Raw genomic sequence first — 25,319 nt, forward strand, 5'->3', positions numbered from 1 at the left:
CAAATTCCGCGGGAGACCCGCAATTGAACTTCAGATGTAAAGTCAACCTATACACTCTCAAATCACTTTCAAGACTCAGCTTTAGTCGCTGCTTTTTTCTTTGCAGCAGTTTTCTTAGCTGGTGCCTTTTTCTTTGTGGTGGCTTTAGCTTTAGTTTTAGCAGCTGCTTTTTTAGGCTTTTTACCTGTCTTCTCTGCGCGCTCTGCCAAAAGCTTAACGGCTTCTTCCAGTGTAATCGTCATTGGGTCTGATGATTTTGGAATAGTCGCATTAATTCCGCCATGCGTTACATACGGTCCATAACGGCCATCTTTCACGTTGATATCAGCACCATCATCTGGATGTTGACCAACAACGCGAAGTGGTGGTGCAGCCCGACCGGCACCGCGGGTTTTTGAAGCTGCCAGGAGTTCAACAGCACGGTTCATACCTACAGTAAGGACCTCCATCCCGCTCGACAGCTTTCCATACTTCTTGTCGCATTCCACATATGGACCATATCGGCCAAGGTTAGCCGTGATCATGGACCCGGTTTCTGGATGAGGACCAATTTCCCGGGGAAGGGAGACCAGTTGCAGGGCAATTTCCAGATCGATGTCCTCAATCGGAATATCTTTAGGAATGGAAACGCGTTTTGGCTTTTTCTTGGGTTCAGCCTCACCAAGTTGCAGATAAGGTCCATACGGTCCTTTCCGCAGAGAGATTTCCAATCCGCTTTTAGGCTCAAGTCCCAAAATACGGGGACCATCATCCTGTGTGGCTTCCGCTTCTTCTTCTGTTGCACCCAACTGACGGGTGTACCGGCAATCTGGATAGTTTGAGCAGCCAATAAAGGCACCAAATCGACCTGTTTTGAGACTTAATCGTCCATCATCACATTTTGGACATCCACGCGGATCCCTACCATCTTCTTTCGGTGGGAAAATATGGGGGCCAAGGACGCGGTTCAGTTCTTCCAGAACATCTGCCACACGAAGCTCGGATGTGCCCTCTACAGAGACCGTAAAATCACTCCAAAAGTCACGCAAAACCTGCTTCCAGTCAATTTTAGCATCAGAGATTTCGTCGAGCTGCTCTTCCAGTTGAGCGGTGAAATCATACTCCACATATCGAGTGAAGAAAGAGGAGAGAAAAGCCGTAACCAGCTGCCCTTTATCTTCTGGAATAAAGCGCTTCTGGTCTAGCTTCACATAATCCCGGTCCTGGAGTACTGAAATGATGGAAGCGTATGTTGAAGGTCGCCCAATCCCTAGCTCTTCGAGTTTTTTGACCAGGCTGGCTTCAGTGTAACGTGGTGCAGGTTCTGTGAAATGCTGATCCTCCCTGACATCAAGGGTGTCCATGGATTCCCCTTCTTTAACAGCGGGGAGACGTTTGCCGTCTTGATCATCAAGTTTATCGTCTTGGCCTTCTTCATACAGTTTAAGGAAGCCAGGGAAACGAACAACACTACCGGTCGCACGTAATTCCTGACCCGCTCCGTCTGTAAAGTCGATGGACGTGCGTTCCAATTGAGCGCTTTCCATTTGGCTTGCGATGGTCCGTTTCCAGATCAACTCATAAAGTTTCAAATGTTCAGCATCCAGATATTTCGCCATCATTTTAGGCGTACGGCTCATATCTGTAGGACGGATCGCCTCATGGGCCTCTTGTGCATTCTTAGATTTTGTTTTGTATTGCCGTGGACTGTTCGGCACATACTCATCGCCATATTCAGATGCAATGACTGACCGACAGGAAGCAATTGCCTCTCCAGCGAGTGTGACACCGTCAGTCCGCATATATGTGATTAGACCTGTGGTCTCCCCTCCAATGTCGAAGCCTTCATAAAGTTTCTGAGCAACAGACATGGTTCGCTTGGCCCCAAATCCCAATTTTCGGGAGGCTTCCTGTTGCAAAGTGGAGGTGGTGAAAGGCGGAGAAGGATTTCGTTTTGCAGGTTTCTTTGCAACTGATGCAACTATGAAGGAACCCTTTCGAACTGCCGCACCAGCGGCTTTCGCCAGTTCCTCATTTGGCAGGGTGAATTTTTCGACTTTTTCACCATTCAGTCGAGTGAGGTGAGCTGTTATGCTGTCACCTTTCGGTGTTTTGAAATCTGCATCAATGGTCCAGTATTCTTCGGGCACAAAGGCTTCTATTTCAAGCTCCCGTTCACAAATCAAGCGGAGCGCAACAGATTGCACGCGGCCAGCGGAGCGGGCACCTGGTAATTTGCGCCACAAAACTGGAGAGAGGGTAAAACCCACTAGATAGTCGAGAGCCCGCCGTGCCTGTTGAGCATTGACAAGGTTCATATCCAGTTCACGAGGATTGGCAATCCCATCCAGAACGGCTTTTTTTGTAATCTCGTTAAAGACAACCCGACTGACATGCGTGTCTTTCAGTTTTTTCTTTTCCTGCATCACTTGAAGAACATGCCAGGCAATGGCTTCGCCCTCACGATCCGGGTCAGTCGCGAGATACAGGTTTTCAGCACCTTTTAGAGCGTCTGCAATAGCCTTGATGTGCTTGGTGGATTTAGCGTCATTCTGATAATGCATCGCGAAATCCTGATCCGGTTCCACTGACCCATCCTTGGACGGTAGATCGCGGATATGTCCATAAGAGGCAAGTACGGTATAATCCTTACCAAGATACTTGTTTATGGTTTTTGCTTTAGCCGGGGACTCAACAACGACGACATTCATATAAGACACCACAGGTTTTGTTCTGGTTCCAGTCACTCTTTCATATGGGTACTTGCCATATATAGAGACGCTAGTCGATCAAGGAAACCCTGTTTCCAAAATGGCGTTCTAGTCTGCCTGCGAGTTCTAATTCAAGTAAAATCGTTAAAACAGTTGACGGGGGCAGTTCAGATTGCCGGATTAAGTCATCCGTATTTATGGGGGTGTGACTTAAGAGAATACTTATGGAATCTCTTGCTTTATCTGAGATCTCTACTTCCTGTCTTAGGGTACTGAAAAGGGGTAGAAGATCAGAGTCAGGTTCCCTCACTGGAGATTTAAGGGTGTGACTAATTTCTTGGAGTATTTCCTCAGCCGATTCAACAAGTAATGCCCCGTTTCTAATGAGATTGTTGGTTCCTCTCGCCCTGGGATCCATTGGAGAGCCGGGAATGGCAAAGACTTCCCTTCCTTGTTCAAGGGCCATTCGCGCGGTGATGAGGGAACCTGATTTAGGGGCTGCTTCCATGACAAGGATACCCAGACTAACGCCCGAAATTATCCGGTTCCGTCTTGGAAAATGTCTCGCCTGCGGTTGGGTGCCGAGAGGTTGCTCTGCGATGATGCAGCCACGATCCCGAATTTGTTCATAGAGTTCCTGATTCTCCTTTGGATACACAATATCAACGCCGCCTCCTACGACGGCGAGGGTTCCTGTCTCTAAAGCTGCGAGATGGGCGGCGCTGTCTATACCTCTGGCCAATCCAGATGTGATGACCAGGTTTGCATGCCCTAAATCCCTAGAAAGGGTCTCTGTCAATTTCCTTGCGACAGCCGATGCGTTTCGAGAGCCCACTATTCCGATGCTATGTTTTTGTAGAAGTCCTTTATGCCCCAGAATACTGATAACAGGTGGAGGGTCATAGATTTGACGCAGCCGGGGTGGGTAATCCGGTTCAATAGAAGTGATCAATTCCCCTCCCAGATTGATGAGTGCTTCCGCTTCAGCTTTTGTTTCTTTTCGAGAATGAATTCGGATTTTTCGCTTTGCGCCACCTTTTTCAGCAAGCTCCGGGATCCTATCTAGAGCCCGATCTGCGGTTCCATATTTTTCAATAAGATGATGAAAGGTCACTGGCCCCACATTCTCAGAGCGGATCAGTTGTAGCCAGTCCAGTTTTTCATCAGCAGATAACGTTTTTACACTATTCATAGCGGAAATAGTGTGAGATTAAAACCCGCGCGTCAACAACTTAAAATAAATATTATTTATTAATATCAATGGGTTATGAATTTTTTTTACCGATTTTCGGCTCCTGCCCTTTGACCAGACGTCCAATGTTTTGATGATGACGGATAAAAATAAGAGCTGCCATGAAAACGCTAAGTTCAATGCGCTGCAGGTCTCCATAGAAAACAGTCTCGTCAACAGGATTTAGGGACAGGTAATATAGGTAAAGCGGTGACAACGTGGCTGAAACAAGCGCGGAGAGGGACGAAATCCGAAAAATCAAAGCAACAGCAAGCCAAGTTAAAGCCGCTGCAATTCCAGCCGGCCAGGATATGGCGAGCATGACTCCCAGAAAAGTGGCAACGCCTTTGCCGCCTTTGAATTTCAACCAGATGGGAAAAAGGTGCCCTAGAAACGCTGCTCCTCCTGCAAGCACGGCGTAATCTTGGGTCAAAAACAGGTTTGCCAGAACGACGACAACTGCGCCTTTGCCGCCGTCGAGCAATAATGTCAGAAGTGCAAGAGACTTGTTGCCAGTTCTGAGTACATTTGTCGTGCCAATATTTCCAGAACCGATCTTGCGGATATCGCCAAGACCGGCCAAACGCGTCAGGACAAGACCGAACGGAATGGAGCCGATTAGATACCCAATAATCGCTGCGGCCAGAAAGGGCCAGGTGTAGCTGAAGTCTCCAAGTGGCTCCGGCATACTATTTTCCCCCGTCAAAAATACATTTACCACCAACCCAAGTTTTCAGGACCTTTCCTTGCAAAAGGTGCCCATCAAAAGCGGTGTTTTTTGATTTTGACAGTAAATCAGTTCCGACAACTTGCCAAGGCTTGTCCAAGTTAATGAGACAAAGGTCAGCAGCTTTGCCTTTTTCAATGCGACCTTTATCAAGTCCCAGCAATTTGGCGGGAGCCACAGTCATGGTTCGAAGAAGCGGTAACAAACCCATTTGCTGGTTATGATACAGGCGTAGGCTGACGGGGAGCATTGTTTCCAACCCGCTTACGCCAGGCTTGGCTTGCGCAAAGGGAAGGCGCTTGCTGTCTGCACTTTGCGGAAGATGCTGGGATGAGATTACATCAATAGTTCCATCAACAAGGGCTTCTACCAAGGCCATTCGGTCTTCTTCAGTTCGAAGTGGCGGAGAGACTCGGGCAAAAGTTCTGTATTCCCCAACTTCAAGATCATTCAATGCGTGATAATGAGGGGCGGTTCCTGCTGTTACGGAAATCTGCTGATCCTTTGCCCGTCTTATGGAATTGAGGGCATCTGCTGTGCTCAAATGTGCAGCATGCCATTTGGCACCGGTCATTGCAGCTAGACGAATATCTCGTTCAACCAATATCGCTTCTGCGCAGGAGGGGATGGACTTGAGGCCCATAAAGGTTGCGGTGCGCCCGCCTGTAATCACGCCATCACCCGCAAGGTTTGGCTCCTCTGCGTGCACGATTACAGGTTTGTCAAAGAGTGTGGAATAAGACAATGCCCGCTTCATCAGGTTGATGTCACTGATAGCGAATTGACCATCGCTGAAGGCAACAACGCCAGCTTCAGATAACAGTCCTAGTTCGGCCATTTCTTTGCCGTCCAGGTTACGGGTGAGAGCACCTGTGATGCAGATATTGACTGGACAGGTTTCCAGCGCCCGACGTTTTACCATTTCGACCAGAGACGGATCATCAATCACAGGTTCTGTCGCGGGAAATGCATTGATGGTGGTGATACCACCTGCTGCAGCGGCAAGGCCTGCTGTTGCCATGGTTTCCCTGTGTTCCTTACCCGGCTCACAGAGATAAGCATGGGCATCAACAAGACCTGGGATCAGGCAGTGACCTTCAGCATCGATCACCTCTATTTCACTGGATAAGGCTTCCTTGTTCAGGTGGGCGCCCCAGTCTTTGACCAGGCCGTCTTCAACCAGTATTCCACCAATTGTGTCCGTGTCTGTTGCAGGATCGAGAAGGCGAGCATTTAGAATGGCGAAGCTGTTTTGGTTCATTGCGCATCTCCCCGTGTCAGCAAATCAAGACAGGCCATCCGCACTGCAACTCCCATTTCTACCTGTTCAGAGATCGCACTGATGTTTAGATCGTCCGCGAGCTCTGAGTCGATTTCTACGCCCCGGTTCATGGGACCGGGATGCATGATAAGGGCATCTTCCTTGGCAACAGATAGTTTCTGTTTATCCAAGCCATAGAAATGGAAGTATTCTCGAATTGACGGGACATAAGCCCCTTGCATCCGCTCGGTCTGCAGGCGCAGCATCATGACAATATCCGCGTCTTTAAGTCCTTCCTTCATGTTGTGGTAAACTTCCACACCCAAGGTTTTCGCGTTTGAAGGGATCAGCGTTGGAGGTCCAACTATCCGAACACGCGCTCCCATAATGTTGAGAAGGGCGATATTGGATCTTGCTACCCGGCTGTGCAGAATATCACCGCAGATCGCAACTGTGAGCCCGGCCAGCTTTCCTTTTCGATTTCTGATCGTCAGGGCATCCAGCAGGGCCTGTGTTGGATGTTCATGGCTCCCATCTCCGCCATTAATAACTGCGCAATCCACTTTCTGAGATAGGAGGTGAGGGGCGCCAGAGTCCGAATGACGTATGACCAGAACATCTGGGTGCATGGCATTCAACGTCATTGCCGTGTCTATGAGGGTCTCCCCCTTCTTTACGGAACTGGAGCTAACTGACATGTTGATAACATCAGCGCCAAGCCGTTTGCCCGCAAGTTCAAAGGATGTTCTGGTGCGGGTCGAGTTTTCAAAGAAGAGATTGATTTGGGTTCGTCCCCGCAACAGAGAAAGTTTCTTGTCGCCGGTTCGAGATTTGTCCACATAGGTTTCTGCTGTGTCCAAAAGTAGATTGATATCCCCTTCCGAAAGGCGGGCAATATCAAGCAGATGCCGGTGGGCAAATTGGTGTTTTGCTGTCTGTGTCATTAAAGGGGCATTATATACGTTACAGTTTCATTTGGGGCAATGTTAACTTTATCCAATCTTCGACAAAATAGAGAGCTTTAAGATGCGTGCATATTTTGCATTATAAATGTTTTATCTAAAACAATTTTGAATGCCGTTGATTTGGATCAATGTTGCAGATCTAGATTCAGAAATAAGATCCGCGCGATGGTAAGCTCAGGCTTGATTTTTAATTAGTGTTTAGGATGGTACATGTTTTTTGATCGCGCTGAAGTGGTGGAGACTTCGGTTGGGGATAGGTGTTTTCAGCCTTGCATTTCTAATCCTCATTCTGATCAGCAGGATTTATTGGATCACTTTCGAGTTTTAGCTGAGTTGAATGATTGTGGTGTTCTCATTCATGAAGAGGGGAAAGTTGTCTATGGAAATACAATGGCAGCTCAACTTCTCGGTTATGACTGTGGATTTTCCTTGGTTGGGGTTTTCTTGAAGGACCATGTTGATCCCGCTTTTGAAGCCCAGTTATTAAGGCGCTCCAGAGAGGTCCTTGGCTCAGACAAGATCACGCCTGCGATAGATTACGTGCTTCGTAATCTGGACCAAGAGCCAGTTTCTGTTGAAATTAAAAGCCAGGTCATAACCTGGAATAAAAAGAAGGCAGTTCTATCCATTTTAAAGGACGTGACTGTCCGGAATTTCAAAAACGGGGCCTTACGCACTTTGACCAGGGTTGTTGAAGAAATGCCTGATGCCGTTGTTATTGCTGATCCTGAGTTGAAAGTTGAATATGTAAATCCTTGTTTTGAAGAGATGTTTGGTCGGAATCTTGAAGAATTTAAAGGCTCTGGCATGAACTTCTTTCTGAGGTCTGCCCTGAACACAGAAGATGCAATTGAGCTTTGGTCGTCCTTGGCAGAGAACTCAAACTGGAAAGGCCAAGTTTGTTTTCAGGGGACAGCTCAGAATAATTTATGGGTTAAACTTTCGGCTTCACCTGTTTTCGAGAAAGTTGGTGAAATCTCCTACTTCGTCTTTACGATGAAGGACGTTACTGAATTGAAGACCACCGAAAATAAACTCCGGCAGGCGTTGGAGGATGCAGCTGCGGCCAGTAAAGCGAAATCAAATTTTCTAGCAAATATGAGCCACGAACTGAGAACACCTTTAAATGCAGTTATCGGCTTTAGTTCGCTTTTGAAAGACCCGCAAATCAAGTTTGCCAGTGCAACAGTTGAAGAATATGCCGAATATATTCATGCGGGTGGCCAAAATCTTCTGGAACTTATTAATGATCTTCTTGATCTGACACGCATGGAAGTGAATGAACTTGAACTGATAGAGGAAAGATTTGAATTGCTCTCTTACCTACGTGATCTCGTTGCGAGTTTGGAAAATCAACCTTGTTGTGGTCAGGTGAATTTGGCGGCTGACTGCCAGGAGGTCATGATACTTGCAGATAAAAGACGGTTTCGTCAGTCAGTTAAAAAACTCATAGAGAACGGGCTTAAGTTTTCTTCAGGCCGCGATGTGGACGTTGTGGTTTCCACTCAAGGGGCACTGCAAATCTCCATTAAGGATTCTGGGATTGGGATGAGTGGAGAAACTATTGCGCTGGCCATGGCTCCTTTCGGGCAGGCAGAAAAAAACAGCTATGCGAAAAATTATAATGGCGCAGGCTTAGGACTGCCGATTGCGCGGAAGCTTTTGGAAATGCACGGTGGTAGTCTGACTATCGAAAGCGAGCTTTTAAAAGGAACTGAAGTTAAATTGCAGTTACCTGAAAAAAGGCTGGTTGGTTGAGTTACTTTTCAAAGAGAATCGAGGGCACCTTGTAGAATAAAGGCAGCCGCCATTTTATCTACAACTTCTCCTCTTCGCTTTCGAGAGGCGTCAGCGTCCAATAATGTACGCGTGACTGCTACCGTCGAGAGCCGCTCATCCCAAAAGCATGCTGGCAGGTCAAAAGCCTCATCCAGATTTTTTTGAAACTGTTTGCACGAATGGACACGAGGACCTTCTGAGCCATCCATGTTGAGGGGAAGGCCAATAACAAAGCCGCCAATATTATGTTCTTCAACAATTTTCCGGATTTCTGCGACGTCATCGCGGAACTTTTTGCGTTGAATTGTCTTCAGTGGCGTCGCGACTTTTAGAGATGTATCCGAAATCGCAGTGCCCAAAGTTTTCGTGCCAGGGTCAAAGCCAAGCAGACGTTGGTCAAGAGCAATAAAATGTTTCAGATGACTGGGGTTGCCGAGGAGCATTGGTTGCGCTAATTTGCGGCCATCGTCGGTTTGGCCTTCTGGAAATGAAAACTGCAGTTCCGGGCCGACCATCCGGAATACGCCTCTTAATACAACAAAGGGTGACAAATGTCGCTTGATAAAGCCACTGTGGCAAAAGTAGCCAATTTGGCCAGAATTCGGGTTGAAGAAGAAGACCTGGATCATTTGGCCAGCGAACTGAACTCCATCCTCGGCTGGGTCGAACAGCTGGGTGAGGTTGATACAGATAACGTCGCACCTATGACTTCCGTTGCTGAAATGCAATTGCGTTGGCGGGAAGATGAGGTCACCGATGGTGGGTATCAGGAGAAAGTCGTCGCAAATGCACCGTCTGAAGTGGATGGTTTCTTTGGTGTTCCGAAGGTGATCGAGTAATGAGTGATTTAACTAAACTGACAATCGCTGAAGCCCGGGATGGGTTGGCAGCGAAAAAATTCTCGGCCCGGGAATTGACTGCCGCTCATATCACGGCAATGGAAAGTGCTAAAGGCTTGAACGCGTTTATCACAGAAACCCCGGAAAAAGCGATTGAAGGTGCGACTGTATCTGATGATCGTTTGGCAAAGGGCGAGGGTGGTAAGATGGAAGGTATTCCAGTTGCCATTAAAGATCTTTTCTGTACAGAAGGCACGCTGACGACAGCGGCATCGCACATTTTGGATGGTTTCAAGCCTCAGTATGAAAGCACAGTCACAACAAACCTTTGGAATGAAGGTGCTGTCATGCTCGGTAAGGTGAACCTTGATGAGTTTGCCATGGGATCCTCCAACGAGACGAGTTACTACGGGAATGTAATTAACCCCTGGCGCCGGACTGAGGATGACCAGCCACTGGTCCCCGGTGGTTCCTCTGGTGGATCCGCAAGCGCTGTTTCCTCTCATATTGCAATGGGGGCAACCGGAACAGACACAGGTGGATCTATCCGTCAGCCAGCAGCCTTCACCGGGATTGTAGGTATGAAACCCACATATGGTCGCTGTTCCCGTTGGGGTGTGGTGGCTTTTGCGTCCAGCCTCGATCAGGCAGGACCCATGACGCGGAGTGTTCGAGATGCCGCCATCATGCTTGAAGCAATGGCTGGATTTGATCCAAAAGACAGCACCAGCGTTGATATGGCTGTTCCCAATTTTGAGGCAGCGCTAACAGGCGATGTTCGCGGGCTAAAAGTCGGCATTCCAAAAGAATATCGCATGGACGGCATGAGTGATGAGATAACTAAACTTTGGGATCAAGGCATTGATTGGTTGAAGTCAGCTGGTGCTGAAATTGTCGAGATCAGCCTTCCTCATACAAAATACGCTTTGCCAGCTTACTATATTGTGGCACCTGCCGAAGCTTCCAGCAACCTGGCGCGCTATGATGGTGTGCGCTATGGTCTTCGGGTTGAAGGTGAGGATCTTGCCGATATGTATTCTCGAACCCGGGCTGCTGGCTTCGGCGACGAGGTGAAGCGTAGAATTTTGATTGGAACCTATGCTTTGTCAGCAGGTTATTACGACGCCTACTACCTGAAAGCACAAAAAGTTCGGACGCGCATTGCAGATGACTTCAAGGAAGCCTTTAAGACTGTTGATACAATACTGACTCCAACTGCGCCGAGTGCGGCTTTCGCTATCGGTGAAAAGGGTGATGATCCTTTGGAAATGTATCTCAATGATGTCTTTACAGTTCCCGCCAGCCTGGCTGGATTGCCTGGTATTTCTGTGCCTGCGGGTCTGTCGTCCAACGGATTGCCTCTTGGATTGCAACTACTTGGTCGTCCTTTTGATGAGGAAACCGTAATTCGGACAGCGGGTGTTCTGGAAGAAGCCGCTGACTTTACAGCAACACCAGATGCATGGTGGAGGGGCTAACAATGGGTATGATTATTCAGGGCGCGACAGGTGACTGGGAAGTTGTCATCGGAATGGAAGTCCACGCTCAGGTCAGTTCCAAAGCAAAACTGTTTTCTGGTTCAGCAACAGAATATGGCGCGGAGCATAACACACAAGTGTCTTTTGTGGATGCTGCCATGCCGGGAATGTTGCCGGTTATTAACCGTAAAGCTGTCGAGCAGGCTGTGCGCACAGGGCTTGGTCTGAAAGCCAAGATCAACAAGTACTCGGTGTTTGATCGGAAGAACTACTTCTACGCTGACTTGCCGCAAGGTTATCAGATCAGTCAGTTCCAGCAGCCTATTGTTGGTGAAGGGGTTTTGACGATCGATCTCCCGGATGGCGAGACTCGGGAAATCGGGATTACCCGCCTGCATCTGGAGCAGGACGCGGGTAAGAGTATGCATGATCAGCACCCAAGCATGTCTCTGATTGACCTTAATCGGTCAGGAGTTGCGCTAATGGAAATCGTGTCAGAACCTGATCTTCGCTCCCCCGAGGAAGCTGCAGCCTATATCAAGAAGCTGCGGAGTATTCTCAGGTATCTTGGTACTTGTGATGGTAATATGGAAGAAGGCTCTATGCGGGCAGACGTGAACGTTTCTGTTCGTCGTCCGGGAGAGCCTTTTGGAACTCGCTGTGAGATGAAAAATATCAACTCTGTTCGTTTCATCCAGCAGGCAATTATCTATGAGGCCAATCGTCAGGTTGATATTATTGAAGCGGGCGGAACCGTAGATCAGGAAACCCGCCTTTACGACAGTGTGAAGGGTGAAACTCGGTCCATGCGCTCCAAAGAGGAAGCGCATGATTATCGTTATTTCCCAGACCCTGATTTGCTTCCACTTGAATTCGACGATGCGTTTATCGATGAGATTAAAGCGGACTTGCCGGAGCTTCCTGATGAGAAAAAGGAACGCTTTATCAGTAAACTTGGGATTAGTGCCTATGATGCTGGTGTTCTTGTGACTGAAAAAGAAGTTGCTGATTTCTTCGAAGCGGTTGCAAATGGACGTGATGCTAAATTGGCAGCCAACTGGGTGACAGGTGAATTGTTCGGCCATCTGAACAAGTCAGGAAAATCTTTAAGTGATAGCCCAGTCTCAGCAGATGCACTTGGTGGCTTGATCGATCTGATCAAGGACGGCACGATCTCCAACAGAATTGCGAAAGAAGTTTTTGAAGACATGTTTGCGACAGGCAAAGCCGCGGCAGATATTGTTGAAGAAAAAGGACTTAAGCAGGTATCTGATACTGGGGCGATTGAAAAAGCCATTGATGACGTCATGGCTGCCAATATGGATAAGGTAGAGGAATATCGCGGTGGTAAAGATAAGCTGATCGGCTTCTTTATGGGACAAGTGATGAAGGCAACTGGCGGCAAAGCAAACCCAGGTGTTGTTAATCAGCTCCTCAAACCGAAACTTGATGGGTAAATGAAATACGGATGCAAAAAAGGGCGGAATAATTTCCGCCCTTTTTTATGCTGCAATGCAAATTTTTCATGCGTTCCTGGGGGGAGTCACACTTGGAAGGAAGCTACCGCCCACAAAACCATGAAAGCTGGAAATGCAAGAATGGCTACTTTGTCCTTGTAGCGGAGTGGGGCAGTAGTAATTGTTTTAAAAGACATTTTCTTTAAACTCATAACAAATCATCCTGTCACGATCACTTGGAAAGCAAAAAACCTGGGATCCTTATACAGGCTATTTCGCAGGTGCAACATTGATTTCAGTCAACTGCGACAATATGTCGTGAATTAGAAGGTTTAGAATGTTCTTTTCTTAACCACCTATTAAATCTCTTGCTCATATACTGACCATAGTAACAAAGACATGACTTAGGGTTTCAGAATGTGTGCTGCTGTCACAAACGAAGGAAAAAGAAGACCTTTGCTGTTAGCAGTATCAATGGCACTAGCCGGCTTGTTAGTTCTGGGCTTTTTGCAGATGCGCCCATCAGAGAGTGAACAGAATTTGGCTCTAGTTTTCCCTCCCCAGAAGTCACTTACGGAAATTTATGGAGCACTTTCTAGTCTACCAGTGGATTTCGTTCGTACTGGATTTGCGGATTTCATAATCGTTGTTCGCCCTTCGCCTGAGATGGATTTACAGACGTTGCGGGATGCAGGGGCTTTGCTTGTTACAAGTGCATTTGTAGATGGTGGTTGTTTTTACCTGAGTAGTAGGTCAGGTGGTAAAGGAAATAAAGATGAACGCATTAGCTGAACTGAGATCGTCAGTTTCAAAGTATTTGCTTGCGATACTTTGGGTCCATGTTCCCGTAACGCTGGTCGCAGCGTTGGTGATTGGCGGAAGTTGGTTGGAAGCAACACTGGCATCGGCGATATTTGCTGGTATCACGACTTTCTTTTATTTCAGAGACAAGCTTTCTCAGGAATACAGATACTCTGTCGCTGTAACCTACATGATCCAGATCGGACTGATCGTTTATGAATTCAGTGGTCACCCGTGGCAAATTGATATTCATATGTACTTCTTTGCAGGCTTAGCCATCGTGGCTGTTTTCTGCTGCTGGACGACTATTCTGGTGGCGACGGCGACGGTTGCGGTTCATCATCTGGTACTGAATTTCACTCTACCTGCTGCCGTTTTCCCTGACGGTGCCGATTTTTTCCGTGTTGTTTTACATGCGGTAATCGTGGTCTTCGAAGCAGCAGTTCTTACAGTTCTCGCATTTCGTCTTGTGAAGGCATTCGCGGCATCTGAAGAAGCTATCCAAGCTGCAGCGAGCGCTCAACGATTGGCTGAAGATGAAAAACAAAAAGCTATCCAGGCCTCAGAAGAGGCCAAGGAAGCGGCGGAACGTGTGAGTGCGCTCAAAGCAGAAGCCGATAAATTGAATGAGGAAAAACTCAGAGCAACCGAAGAGGAGAATGAGCGTCGCCGTAAAGAACGGCTTGATATTGCAGCTCAATTCGAGCAGAGCGTGGGCGGAGTCCTCAAGAAGGTTGGGGAAAATACACATAAGCTCACGGGCTTGGTCAGCACAATGAAGTCTATATCAGATGATGTAGCTGGACGTGTGGATCAAACGAGCGGCGTTGCAGAAGATATGACGAATAACGTCCAAGCGGTCAGTGCGGCAACAGAGCAGTTAAGCGCTTCCATTCGAGAGATTTCATCGCAGGTTAATCAGTCAAACCGGGTTGCGAGTGATGCGTCTGATCGTGCGACTGCAACAGCAGGTACAATGGAAAGCCTCACAACAGCTGCGAAAGAGATTAGTGAGGTGATCAACCTTATTAATGATATCGCAGAACAGACTAACCTTTTGGCACTGAATGCAACGATTGAGGCCGCACGTGCCGGTGAGGCTGGAAAAGGCTTTGCTGTTGTGGCAAGTGAGGTGAAAAACCTAGCGACTCAGACCGCTCGGGCTACTGAGGAAATTGCGACGCAAGTTTCTGATATTCAGAGAGTGAGTGATCAGGCGGCTGAGGAAATTGGTGCTATTCTGGGAATTATTAAAGAGATTAATGCCACGACGACTTCTGTTGCGGCGGCCGTTGAAGAGCAATCAGTGGCAACAAATGAAATCTCTCAAAGCACCAGAGGTGCCTATGATGGAACTGTTCGTCTTAAAGGCGAGGTAACTGATATAGAGCAGTTCGCCAATCAGTCTTTGGATGCTTCTGAATCAGTGCTTGTTTCAATTAATGATCTTGCCAATGACACTGACAGTGTTTTGAATGAAGTTTCGGAGTTTATGAAAAAATTCCGGGCGTAACTTCCCACAACACAGGTTACTTAAATCAGGAAAAGCTCCAGTCGATATGGGGCTTTTTCTTTGATTTGTATAAGTTCCATGTCGTTATGGGTGGGTGTTGATTTCTTGAACTGAACGCCCCAAGAAGTGACACTGATTGTGCAGATCAACCCATTATACTTTAGTGCAATTTCATATCCAGAAGACGGACCACTACAGGTACATCTGCAATACTGGAAAGGGCGTAGCTTATCTGGAGGGGGAGTGTGCCATGAGAAAGCCTCTGGATCATTTAGATCTGAATAAACAAGTTCCTGATCCTCAATGGTATTTATCATGGCAATCTCGACATCCAACGGCATGTATACCTCATTCAGCTTTTTCTATCAGACGGTGAACTGACGATTGATGTGAGCCTGTTTGCACAGATATACTGATTTTCTGGAAAGCTTGTTGGGATTACGATGCACTGGATTGATGAAGGGATCATATTATCTGCCCGGAAATATGGGGAAAATAGTGTTATTGTTCAGGCTTTAACCCGAGAACATGGTCGTCATTCCGGTTTGGTGAGAGGCGGAAGTGGCAAGCGCCTTCGTGGAATATTACAGCCTGGTAATGAAGTGGGACTTCGCTGGTCTGGGCGCTTAAGTGAACATCTGGGTAATTTCAGCGTGGAAGCTAAAAACTCGCGATCAACTCTATTGTTCGATCGTCCGTTAAATTTGGCCGCTATTTCCGCAATTTTGGGTTTCTTAGAAGTTGCCCTTCCGGAGAGGGAAGCTCATCCAAAAGTCTATGATGCCAGTCTTATTCTTTTTGAGGGGTTGGACGAGGAATTATCATATTGGGGGCCTATGCTGGTTATGTGGGAGCTTGGGTTGCTCAAGGAATTAGGGTATGGGCTTGATCTCAAAAAGTGCGCCGTTACCGGATCTGCGGATAATCTTAAATTTGTATCCCCGAAAACAGGACGCGCCGTGTCGCTCGAGGCGGCTGGACCTTATGCCGAAAAATTAATTCCGCTCCCCAGGTTCATGGGAGGTTTGAGTTCGGCAATAGACGAGAGTGTTACGAAAGACGATGTCCTGCAAGGGCTATTTTTAACCGGTTATTTTCTCAATAAGGCGGTTCTCTCTCAGCTGGGGGATCAGTCTTTACCAGCAAGGGAGCGCTTGATTGCCTTGCTTCAGAAACAGGCAGAGTGATCTTCCAAATAAATCTCAAAAATCTTTCTCCGAGACAGTAATTTGGGTGGTCACTTTTGACCTGCCAGTGATATAAAAAGAGCATGAGTGAACAGTCTACAATGAATACCGGTGATAGTCGCAAGACATCACTGAAGGAGGCCATAAGCGAGCGATATCTTGCTTATGCCATGTCAACCATTATGTCCCGTTCGTTACCAGATGTGCGCGATGGTTTGAAACCTGTCCATCGACGACTTCTATATGCGATGCGCTTACTCAAACTGGATCCCGGATCTGGCTATAAAAAATGCGCAAGGGTTGTAGGTGATGTGATCGGTAAGTATCACCCTCATGGTGACACTTCGGTATACGACGCTTTGGTCCGCCTGGCCCAGGATTTTGCACAGCGCTATCCATTGGTAGATGGGCAGGGGAATTTTGGCAATATTGACGGCGATAATGCTGCTGCCATGCGGTATACCGAAAGCCGGATGACTATCTTTGCCGAACTTCTATTGCGGGATCTCGATCAGGATACGGTTGATTTTCGAGCGACTTATGATGGTGAAGATAAGGAGCCTGTGGTTCTCCCGGCAGCTTTTCCAAACCTGCTAGCCAACGGATCTTCCGGGATTGCTGTGGGAATGGCGACTTCTATTCCACCGCACAACGCAAGTGAACTTTGCGAAGCGCTGCAGTATCTGGTGAAGTACTACACTGAAGATCCGGAAGCTAAACCAAAGGATCGGCTTGATAAGCTGCTCCAGTTTATCCCTGGGCCTGATTTTCCAACTGGGGGTGAACTGGTTGAAAAGCCAGAGAATATTCGGGAAGCATACTTAACGGGCCGTGGCGGTTTCCGCATGCGAGCTAAATGGGAAGTTGAGCAGGGCGCTCGAGGGACCTACCAGATTGTTGTGACCGAAATTCCCTACATGGTTCAGAAAGGCAAATTGATTGAGCGAATTGCTGAATTAATCCAGACGAAAAAACTGCCTCTGCTCAGTGATGTGCGAGATGAATCTGCTGAAGATATCCGACTTGTTTTGGAACCTCGGAGCAAGAACGTAGAGCCTGAAATTTTGATGCAGGGTCTTTTCAGATTAACTGATCTGGAAAGTCGTTTTTCGTTAAACCTGAATGTGCTTGATGCTACTCAGACCCCACGCGTTATGGGTCTCCAGGAGGTCTTGGAATCGTTCCTGACACACCGTTTCGAAGTCTTGAGACGGCGTTCCCGTTTCAGACTGGACAAGATCAAGAACCGACTGGAAGTTCTCGAAGGTTATTTGATCGTTTTCCTCAATCTTGATGAAGTTATTCGGATCATTCGGGAGGAGGATCATCCCAAGCAAGAGCTGATCAAGACCTTCAAACTCACTGATGTTCAGGCAGAAGCAATTCTGAATATGCGACTTCGTTCTCTTCGTAAACTTGAAGAAATGGAGTTGCGTACAGAACATACAGAACTTTCTGAAGAAAAAGCGGGTATTGAAGCCCTGCTTGGGAGCGAAGAGCTTCAGAAAGAAGCTATTTCCAATGAGATTAAGGAATTGAAGAAAATCCTTAAAGGTGTTCCTGAGGTTGCAAATCGCCGGACAGTTATTGGCGAAGCACAGGAGCTTCCCGAAGTGCCACTGGAAGCCATGATCGAGAAAGAAGCCATTACAGTCATTTGTTCTGATAAAGGTTGGATCCGCGCTTTGAAAGGTCATGTCGCTGAAACAGGTGAAGAAAAATACAAAGATGGCGATAAAGGCAAATTCTGGATCCAGGCTGAGACGACGGATAAGCTGATCCTTTTCGCAACGAACGGACGTTTTTATACAATCGGGGCTGATAAGCTCCCTCGCGGTCGAGGTCATGGCGAGCCAGTTCGTCTGATGATTGATCTTGGAAACGATCAGGATATTGTCGCCTTGTTTGTTCATAAACCAGGTCGCAAGCTATTGATCGCTTCAACCGATGGGCGTGGGTTTATTGTTGATGAAAATGGGGTCATTGCCCAGACTCGAAATGGTAAGCAGACCTTAAACGTATCCGGGGATGTTGAAGCTGCCTTCTGTGTTGAAATGGAAGGGGATTCAATTGCGGTTATTGGTGAGAACCGGAAACTAAACTGTTTTGCTACTGAAGAGGTTTCTGAAATGACCCGTGGACGGGGCGTGACGTTGCAGCGGTATAAGGATGGCGGTCTCTCTGATATCAAGACCTTCAATAAAAGTGAGGGTCTAACCTGGAAATCTGGAGAGAGAACCCGAACCGAAGAGGATTTGACAGGCTGGTATACGCGCCGCGGAAATGCTGGGCGATTGGCACCGCGAGGGTTTAACCGGAACAACAAATTCAGCTAAATAAATAAGGCCTAGGGGATGCAAACACTATACGAAGCCTTTCAAGGAACTGTCTCTGCTTATCCAGATAATGCGTTTCTTTGTGTTCCGCCATTAAAGGGGCGATCATATTATGAAAACGGTGCTGAATTTACCTATAAACAAGTAGCTGATGCAGTTGAGGCGCTTCGCGTCGCCTATCTGGAAGCAGGGTATGGGTATGGTCAGCGTGTTGGCTTCCTTTTAGAGAACCGTCCCCAGTATGTTTTTCATTTGCTGGCCCTAAATGCAATTGGGGCATCTGCAGTCCCGATAAATCCTGATTATCGGCACGACGAAATTCTCTATCAAATGACACATTCAGAAGCAGTTCTTGTTGTCACAATTGAGAGTCGCTATGAGGATTTGCTGGCAGTCGCTAATGATCGGGAGGCGCCTTTGCCGGTTGTTACAGATACCGATTTTCTGGATTGCCTGCCAGGTGCCATAGAAAAAGCGCCAAACGGGACGCCTTGCCTTTCTACAGAAGCTAGCCTGCTTTATACATCGGGCACAACAGGACGGCCTAAGGGCTGTATGCTGACCAATGAATACCATTTAACTTCTGGTCAGTGGTATGCAGATATGGGAGGGCTTGTGGATATCCGAAAAGGGCAGGAACGCCTTTACAATCCGCTGCCTCTTTTTCACATGAATGCGGCTTGTGTATCTCTTGGATGTATGTTGTTGACGGGTGGGTGTTTGATTATTCCTGATCGTTTCCATCCAAAAAGTTGGTGGCAGGAAGTGTATGATACCAAGGCAACGATTATACATTATCTGGGCGTTGTTCCACCTATGCTGCTTAATCAACCCGTTAGCGAATTTGAGAAAACCCATTCAGTTCTTTTTGGAATTGGTGCAGGTGTTGAACCTGAACTCCATGGTGTATTTGAGGAGAGGTATGGTTTTCCCCTTCTCGAAGTCTGGGGAATGACTGAAACCGGTCGTATCTATGGAGTGCGTGAAGAACCTCGCCATATTGAGACACGGGCGTTTGGCCGACCCTATGGTGGATTTGAAGCTAAGGTAGCGGATGAGACCGGAAACGAAGTGCCTCGTGGGGAGCAAGGTGAGTTGCTTGTCCGGTTTGCTGGAGACAATCCCCGCAAAGGTTTTTTTGCGGGCTATTTAAAGAATAAAGAAGCGACCGAAGAAGCATGGAAGGGTGGATGGTTCCATACAGGAGATACAGTCACCCAAGATGAAAGCGGGATGCTTTATTTTGTAGATCGAAAGAAAAATATTATTCGTAGATCTGGTGAGAATATCGCAGCTGCCGAGGTTGAAGCCATTTTACAAAGTCATGATGCCGTTGCGCAAGTTGCGGTAATTGCTGTTCCGGATGAAGTTCGTGAAGAAGAGGTCATGGCCTGTATTGTACCTATGGAAGGGTTTGAGCCTGGCGATAATCTGGCGAAGGAGCTTTTTGATTTCGCCTTTGATCGCCTGGCATATTTTAAACCACCAGGCTGGCTTTTGTTTCTGGAGAAGCTGCCAACGACGGGCACCCAAAAAATTCAGAAAACACAGATTTTTGGATCTGACATAGATCCGCGTGAGTCAGATGGAATTTATGACTTCCGACCACTCAAGAAAAAGAGCCGGGTTGCTTGATTTAAAGCCTTAGCACACTGAATAAAAAAGGCCGTCGATATGATAATCGACGGCCTTTTCTTTTGTCCCTTATCTCCCGCTAATTTGCGGGTAGGAGTTCAGGTAGCAGGGTTGTGATGCTCGGGAAGAACCAGAGGATCAACAGGCCGATAACCTGAATGATTACAAATGGGATAACGCCCCGGTAAATATCCATAGTTGATACCTCTGATGGTGCAACTCCTCGGAGGTAGAACAGGGCGAAACCGAACGGTGGCGTAATAAATGATGTCTGCAGATTAACCGCAATCAGGATTGTTATCCAGGTTGGCGGCATCAGGGTAGGATCAGCTGCATAAATCACGGGGCCGACAATCGGAATCACGATGAAGATGATTTCAATAAAGTCGAGAACAAATCCCAGTAAGAACAGAACAATCATTACCACAATCAGGAGCGTTCTTGGATCATCGAACGAGTGCAGGAATTCCTGAATGTAATGTTCACCCCCGAATGCCCGGATCGTCAGGCTTAGGAAGAGGGACGAAATCAGGATCACAAAAACCATCGAGGTAACTTTTGTGGTTTCCCGCACAACCTGTGACATGACCTTCTCGCGGAACAAGATCCAGCAGGAATAGAGCAAACCAAAGAAGGCAACATGAAACGCGATAAGCGTGACAAAAATGGCAAGCTTGTCATCGAAAGCGATGTCTTCCATGGTCATGCGCAGATCGAAGTTACCACGTGTCAGCAACATCACCACGATGCCGAGAGAAGCCCAAATTACAGGCTTGCTAGATTGGTTTTGATCCTTCAGTCGCCGGTTTGCCGCCAGCATGATCGCACCAGCGGCACCCAAAGCTGCAGCTGCAGTCGGGTTTGTAACCCCACCAAGGATGGATCCCAGAACGGCAACAATCAGAATGACTGGAGGTGAGACAACACGGATGACTTCGATCTCAGTTACACGGACAATTGCGTGCTTCAATCCATAAACCATCATGGCTGCAGGAATAAAGTAAACAAGTGTCTTAGTCCCACCGCTTGCATCACCAGCAACAAACAGCCAGTCAAACAAAACGATCAGGAAGGTTCCGATCAATCCAACAACGATTGGGGTGAGCGAGTAACTTGGTCGAACCGCCATGGCAAAAGTGAGAAGGAAGCCTGACAAAACAACAAGTGAGTAAGTTCCACCTGACAGCACACCATAAGTCGTTACATCGTCAACGGTAACATCTCCAATGACACCTGTGCTGGCGAAGATGATCCACAGAAGGATCAGAACCAAGCCAGGTCCAAAAGCAGCACCCAGAAGAAGCCATGGATTATTTTTGTAGTAAGAAAGTAGGCCATAACTATCTGCGCCACTTAAGTGAACGGGTGGAGCCTTTTCACGGTTCAGCAGAGCAAACCCTAGGGCATAAAGCGCATAGAGAGAAGCCAGCATTACACCTGGAATAAAGGCCGCTTTAAAAAGGGTTCCTGTAGACAGAACTGCCGGTTCACCCAGCATTTCCAATACAGTCATACCCAGCTTGTCAGCGCGTGTTTCCTGACCGATAGCGTACATATCGCCAACGATGGACCCAAGCAGAACAATCACGATAGATGGTGGGATAATCTGACCCAGTGTACCTGAGGTCGCGATAACACCTGTTGCTAGCGATTTAGAATAACCATTTCGAAGCATGGTTGGCAGGGCAATCAAGCCCATGGTTACAACTGTTGCACCAACAACGCCTGTTGACGCAGCAAGGAGCGTTCCCACCAAAACAACAGAAATAGCCAGACCACCAGGCATGGAACCAAAAAGCTTCGCCATGGTTGTGAGCAGATCTTCTGCAATGTTGGAGCGTTCCAGCGCAATACCCATCAACACGAACAGAGGAACAGCCAGCAGAGTTTCAACGTTACCACCGAAGGCACGGGAGAATACCCCTTGAGCCCAGGTCGACTCCGTTGCCAATACGGCATGTTCCCATCCCCGTTCAAAAACAGGGACTTTCTGCATCTGACCACCGATCTCCTGCATGGTGTAGAGGAGCCCGGCTTCGTTTAAGACCGCAATGACGGCAAAGCTGACAAATGCTGAACCTGAAATGGCGAATGCCACAGGATAGCCTGACAGAATGCCCCCGAAGAGTGAAATAGCGACAATAATCAGCGAGATTTCAACGCCGTTTAGACCAAATAACATGGGTGATACTCTCCGTTACTGATTAAAGCGGATGTGCGGGTGTCTTGGAGCCCATGTCTCCGTGCACCTCGTCAATCGTATAATGTGTGGGGATTTCTTTATTCTTCTCAAGCAGAGCCAGAATATTGCGAAGCAAGAAGCCAACAGCGCAAATAAACATGAGGCCCGCAAAAACCAGAACAAAAAACTTGAAGGCCCAGACCCATGTAAACTCGGCTGTTCCTGATGTTTCAAAACGGAAGTTTCTCCAACGGGTGGAGTCTGTCCAGACGTTCATCGGTTTTTGAGCAAACATTGCGTTCATGGCGATAGGCCATGAGAACCACCAAAGCAGGATCGTGGAGGGAAGGAAGAAAAACAAAGTTCCCAGGAAATCAATCCATTGCTTGGTTCTGGTTTTACAGGACGCGTAGACCAGGTCAACACGTACATGGCCACCTTCAATAAACGTGTAGGCGGATGCCATAGCGATCAGGATAGTGTTGTAAAATTTTAGCTGACCAGAAAGCCATTGAAGCTCTTCATCAATGAGCGTGATGCCAAGAGGCGCGATAAGAATTTCATTTCCTCGAAAGATTTGCCCAACTGCAATAATTGCAACTTGTTGCAATGTCATAAGTAAAGCAAACCAAGCCGCGAATTGACCGATACGGCCATTAAAGATCTCCAAAGCATGGACTGTTCCCTGCAAGAAGTTCCTTTTCAGCAGACCAACTACGATCAAAACGATAATGAGTGCAACGACGACAAAGAAAAACTCATGAGACATACCGATGTATGTCAATTGATTCATTTTTTCTTTCAAGGTTCCCAATGTAGCCCAGTTGTAGATGTGCCAAGGGAGAATGAGGAGGTTCACAAACCCCATCAGAAAATTAAGTAAAAAAGTTCCAAGCGCTTCCATAGCGGTTCTTTCCAGTAGCCACCGCGGGTTTATGAGAGTGCCATGATCGACGAAGAGCTATTGTATGGTTCACTATTAAGAACCTTTTATTTACGCCCATCCAGATCTTTTTTAGATCCGTTGATTACAGAAACAAACTGCAACCTTCACCTTGATTTGAGCTTTGTAACCGATTTTCGGATTTAAATCTCAAATTCTGCACTAATTATAAAACCGTCACGGATATTCTGTATTTAAAGCGTGAAACCGGGCGAGAAGCCCGGTTTCTTGTTTAATCAACTCTTTTCCAGATTACCCGAGAACACGTGTCCGCTGACGGGCATAAGCAACTGAAGAAAGTTCATCCCATTTCGCAGACTTCTTCATAGAAGTTTCGACAGATTCGCGAACTTTCTTGAAGAATGGATCATCCATGCTTTCATCCAGAGTTTCGATGGAAGCTTTGCCAAATGCATCCCAAACATCATTCGGGAATTCAAGCGTCTGAACACCACCAGCCTGCAGGCGAGCGAGTGCTTCAGAGTTATTGGCAAGATACTGATGCAGGTTCCACTGGTTGGTTTCTGCACAAGCAACTTCGATCATTTTCTGGTGAGCTTTGCTCAGGCTGTTGAAGCGATCTGCGTTGATACCCAAAGCAAGACCAGCACCTGGCTCATGGAAACCAGAAGTGTAGTAGAATTTGGTGATTTCCTGGAAGCCTGCTTTTTCGTCGGCCCATGGACCAATCCACTCAGTACCGTCGATCGCACCTGAAGCAAGTGCTTGGTAAACCTCAGAGCCTGGCAGAGTCTGTACAGACGCACCAAGTTTACCAAGGGCTTTACCACCCAGACCTGGCATACGGAATTTCAAACCGTTAAAATCTGCAGCGGATTTGATTTCCTTACGGAACCAACCACCAGCCTGTGGGCCTGTGTTACCGCAAAGGAAAGAGTGAAGGCCAAACTCTTCACCGAGTTCCAGATGCATCTTGTGGCCATCACCATGGTAATACCAGTTGTGGAGTTCTGTTGGTGTCATGCCGAATGGCACAGCTGTGAAGTAAGCGAATGCTGGATGCTGTCCAACATAGTAATAGTCCGCTGCGTGGTAGCAGTCTGCCTGACCAGATGTTACGGCGTCGAACACTGGGCCCAGACCGGAAACCAGTTCGCCTTGTGCTTTAACATCGATTTCAAGAGTGCCGTCAGACATTGCGTTTACAGATTCAGCAACATGCAATGCAGCGTCAAACACACCAGCTAGACCACGTCCCCATGCTGTTACCATTGTCAGCTTTTCACGACCCTGCGCAATCGCAGGAGTTCCAATAGCTGCAGTGGCAGCAACGCCAGCCACACCAGCGCCTTTAATAAATTTACGACGATCCATAAATATTTTCTCCCTGTAAGTTAGAAGCTAAGGCTGCCCTGTGAAACAGCACTTACCCTCTAGACGGGCACACTACTTTTCCCCGCCTTCCGGGAACAGAGTATAAAATCAATGTTTTGAAAGGCAACTGGTTAGTCGCTTAAATTTGACACTGATGTGCATTTTTTTGCTTAAATTTTGTGCAAAATTAGGAGTTGTAAACTCTCCACCCCTCTTTTGTTAGAATTTCAGCGGGCTGAAATCTAGTCTTATAAGACATTTTTGGGCTTTCGGAGATCCAGTAACCTAAATAGACATGGGGATGGCCCATTCTTTGAGCTTGTTGAATATGCCAAAGAACCAAGTGAGTGCCGAGGCTCCGTTTGGTGAGGGTAGGATCAAAGAAGCTGTAAACTAGCGATAACCCATCTGCCATCCGATCTGTTAGACAGACCGCAGCAAGTTGTCCGCTTTCGTTTCGGAACTCCGTCAGTTGGGTGGAAACCGGGCTATCCTCAACCATTGCCTGATAATCCGCATAGTGCATATCAGACATCCCTCCATCTGAGTGCCTGGATTTCAGATATGTTTGGAAGAGGTTGAAGTGTTCCTCTGTTGCGAGAGCCGGTAACTCCCGGGCAGTGAGGTCTGCATTCGCTTTCAGAATACGCCTGAAGGATTTTTTGAAGAAAAACTGATCTGTTAGGACACGAATAGGAATGCAGGCGTTGCAGTCATCGCAAGCTGGACGATAGGCGAGATCCTGGCTTCGGCGAAAACCGGCAAGGCTTAATGTGTTATGTAAATCATCCGGATCTTTGCCTGCCAATAATGTAACGATTTTCTTTTCCAATTTCCCAGGCAAATAGGGACACGGCGTTGGCGGTGTCGAAAAAAAGAACCTGGATGGAATTTCAACTCGTTTCATCTGTCCACATTAGGAAGTTACATATTATCTAATTTGTACTGGCAGTAATTCAA

At 47.4% G+C, this 25,319-nt stretch carries 20 protein-coding genes; 9 read left to right on the top strand and 11 right to left on the bottom strand.

Features of this window, described 5'->3' with window-relative positions; translation table 11 throughout:
* Positions 1-68: 68 nt before the first annotated feature.
* The 5 genes from topA to HH301_RS09325 form a co-directional block, all read right to left on the bottom strand.
* Positions 69-2,690, bottom strand: a complete 2,622-nt coding sequence (gene topA / locus HH301_RS09305) for a type I DNA topoisomerase (RefSeq protein ID WP_169568631.1) — start codon at positions 2,688-2,690, stop codon at positions 69-71.
* A gap of 70 nt (positions 2,691-2,760) precedes the next feature.
* The gene (gene dprA, locus HH301_RS09310; RefSeq protein WP_169568633.1) at positions 2,761-3,882 is read right to left on the bottom strand and encodes a DNA-processing protein DprA; all 1,122 of its coding nucleotides are present in this window, start codon (positions 3,880-3,882) and stop codon (positions 2,761-2,763) included.
* Positions 3,883-3,955: 73 nt separating this feature from the next.
* Entirely contained in the window at positions 3,956-4,609 is a 654-nt protein-coding gene (plsY, locus tag HH301_RS09315; protein ID WP_169568634.1) for a glycerol-3-phosphate 1-O-acyltransferase PlsY, read from the bottom strand.
* Between the two features lies 1 nt (position 4,610).
* Positions 4,611-5,909: a dihydroorotase gene (gene pyrC, locus HH301_RS09320; RefSeq protein WP_169568635.1), complete on the bottom strand. Its 1,299-nt coding sequence runs from the start codon at positions 5,907-5,909 to the stop codon at positions 4,611-4,613.
* Positions 5,906-6,853: an aspartate carbamoyltransferase catalytic subunit gene (locus tag HH301_RS09325; RefSeq protein ID WP_169568636.1), complete on the bottom strand. Its 948-nt coding sequence runs from the start codon at positions 6,851-6,853 to the stop codon at positions 5,906-5,908. The genes pyrC and HH301_RS09325 overlap by 4 nt, the downstream gene beginning before the upstream one ends.
* Positions 6,854-7,084: 231 nt before the next feature.
* Between HH301_RS09325 and HH301_RS09330 the strand changes: the two genes are divergently transcribed.
* Positions 7,085-8,632: a sensor histidine kinase gene (locus HH301_RS09330; RefSeq protein ID WP_169568637.1), complete on the top strand. Its 1,548-nt coding sequence runs from the start codon at positions 7,085-7,087 to the stop codon at positions 8,630-8,632.
* Positions 8,633-8,640: 8 nt separating this feature from the next.
* On the opposite strand, the gene ruvX is transcribed toward HH301_RS09330, so the two are convergent.
* Positions 8,641-9,168, bottom strand: a complete 528-nt coding sequence (gene ruvX / locus HH301_RS09335) for a Holliday junction resolvase RuvX (RefSeq protein WP_240969445.1) — start codon at positions 9,166-9,168, stop codon at positions 8,641-8,643.
* 36 nt (positions 9,169-9,204) lie between these two features.
* On the opposite strand from ruvX, the gene gatC reads away from it, so the two are divergent.
* The 5 genes from gatC (at position 9,205) to HH301_RS09360 (ending at position 14,741) form a co-directional block, all read left to right on the top strand.
* On the top strand, positions 9,205-9,492 hold the full coding sequence (gene gatC, locus HH301_RS09340; RefSeq protein WP_169568638.1) for an Asp-tRNA(Asn)/Glu-tRNA(Gln) amidotransferase subunit GatC: 288 nt from the start codon (positions 9,205-9,207) through the stop codon (positions 9,490-9,492).
* Positions 9,492-10,970, top strand: coding sequence for an Asp-tRNA(Asn)/Glu-tRNA(Gln) amidotransferase subunit GatA (gatA, locus tag HH301_RS09345; RefSeq protein ID WP_169568639.1), 1,479 nt, complete (start codon positions 9,492-9,494; stop codon positions 10,968-10,970). The genes gatC and gatA overlap by 1 nt, the downstream gene beginning before the upstream one ends.
* A gap of 2 nt (positions 10,971-10,972) precedes the next feature.
* Complete coding sequence (gatB, locus tag HH301_RS09350; RefSeq protein ID WP_169568640.1) at positions 10,973-12,427, top strand: Asp-tRNA(Asn)/Glu-tRNA(Gln) amidotransferase subunit GatB; 1,455 nt, start codon at positions 10,973-10,975, stop codon at positions 12,425-12,427.
* Positions 12,428-12,844: 417 nt separating this feature from the next.
* A complete protein-coding gene (locus HH301_RS09355; RefSeq protein ID WP_169568641.1) occupies positions 12,845-13,219 on the top strand; it encodes a hypothetical protein in 375 nt (124 codons plus the stop codon).
* Positions 13,203-14,741 carry a methyl-accepting chemotaxis protein gene (locus HH301_RS09360; RefSeq protein WP_169568642.1) on the top strand — a complete coding sequence of 513 codons (1,539 nt, stop codon included), beginning with the start codon at positions 13,203-13,205 and terminating at the stop codon, positions 14,739-14,741. Before HH301_RS09355 ends, HH301_RS09360 begins: the two co-directional genes overlap by 17 nt.
* Positions 14,742-14,761: 20 nt before the next feature.
* On the opposite strand, the gene HH301_RS09365 is transcribed toward HH301_RS09360, so the two are convergent.
* Entirely contained in the window at positions 14,762-15,082 is a 321-nt protein-coding gene (locus tag HH301_RS09365) for a hypothetical protein (protein WP_169568643.1), read from the bottom strand.
* 102 nt (positions 15,083-15,184) lie between these two features.
* Between HH301_RS09365 and recO the strand changes: the two genes are divergently transcribed.
* The 3 genes from recO to HH301_RS09380 all read left to right on the top strand — a co-directional run bounded on the left by recO (position 15,185) and on the right by HH301_RS09380 (position 19,899).
* Positions 15,185-15,928 (top strand): DNA repair protein RecO, encoded by a 744-nt coding sequence (gene recO, locus HH301_RS09370; RefSeq protein WP_169568644.1) that lies wholly within the window; start codon positions 15,185-15,187, stop codon positions 15,926-15,928.
* An 83-nt stretch (positions 15,929-16,011) separates the two neighbouring features.
* Positions 16,012-18,264, top strand: a complete 2,253-nt coding sequence (parC, locus tag HH301_RS09375) for a DNA topoisomerase IV subunit A (RefSeq protein ID WP_169568645.1) — start codon at positions 16,012-16,014, stop codon at positions 18,262-18,264.
* 18 nt (positions 18,265-18,282) lie between these two features.
* The gene (locus HH301_RS09380) at positions 18,283-19,899 is read left to right on the top strand and encodes an AMP-binding protein (RefSeq protein WP_169568646.1); all 1,617 of its coding nucleotides are present in this window, start codon (positions 18,283-18,285) and stop codon (positions 19,897-19,899) included.
* Positions 19,900-19,978: 79 nt separating this feature from the next.
* On the opposite strand, the gene HH301_RS09385 is transcribed toward HH301_RS09380, so the two are convergent.
* The 4 genes from HH301_RS09385 to HH301_RS09400 all read right to left on the bottom strand — a co-directional run bounded on the left by HH301_RS09385 (position 19,979) and on the right by HH301_RS09400 (position 25,266).
* Complete coding sequence (locus HH301_RS09385; protein WP_169568647.1) at positions 19,979-22,081, bottom strand: TRAP transporter large permease; 2,103 nt, start codon at positions 22,079-22,081, stop codon at positions 19,979-19,981.
* Positions 22,082-22,103: 22 nt separating this feature from the next.
* Entirely contained in the window at positions 22,104-22,874 is a 771-nt protein-coding gene (locus tag HH301_RS09390; RefSeq protein ID WP_169568648.1) for a TRAP transporter small permease subunit, read from the bottom strand.
* A 402-nt stretch (positions 22,875-23,276) separates the two neighbouring features.
* On the bottom strand, positions 23,277-24,359 hold the full coding sequence (locus tag HH301_RS09395; protein WP_169568649.1) for a TRAP transporter substrate-binding protein: 1,083 nt from the start codon (positions 24,357-24,359) through the stop codon (positions 23,277-23,279).
* A gap of 187 nt (positions 24,360-24,546) precedes the next feature.
* A complete protein-coding gene (locus HH301_RS09400; protein WP_169568650.1) occupies positions 24,547-25,266 on the bottom strand; it encodes an arginyltransferase in 720 nt (239 codons plus the stop codon).
* Between the last annotated feature and the right edge of the window lie 53 nt (positions 25,267-25,319).

Origin of the sequence: Sneathiella limimaris, assembly GCF_012932565.1 — a bacterium.
GTDB lineage: Bacteria > Pseudomonadota > Alphaproteobacteria > Sneathiellales > Sneathiellaceae > Sneathiella > Sneathiella limimaris.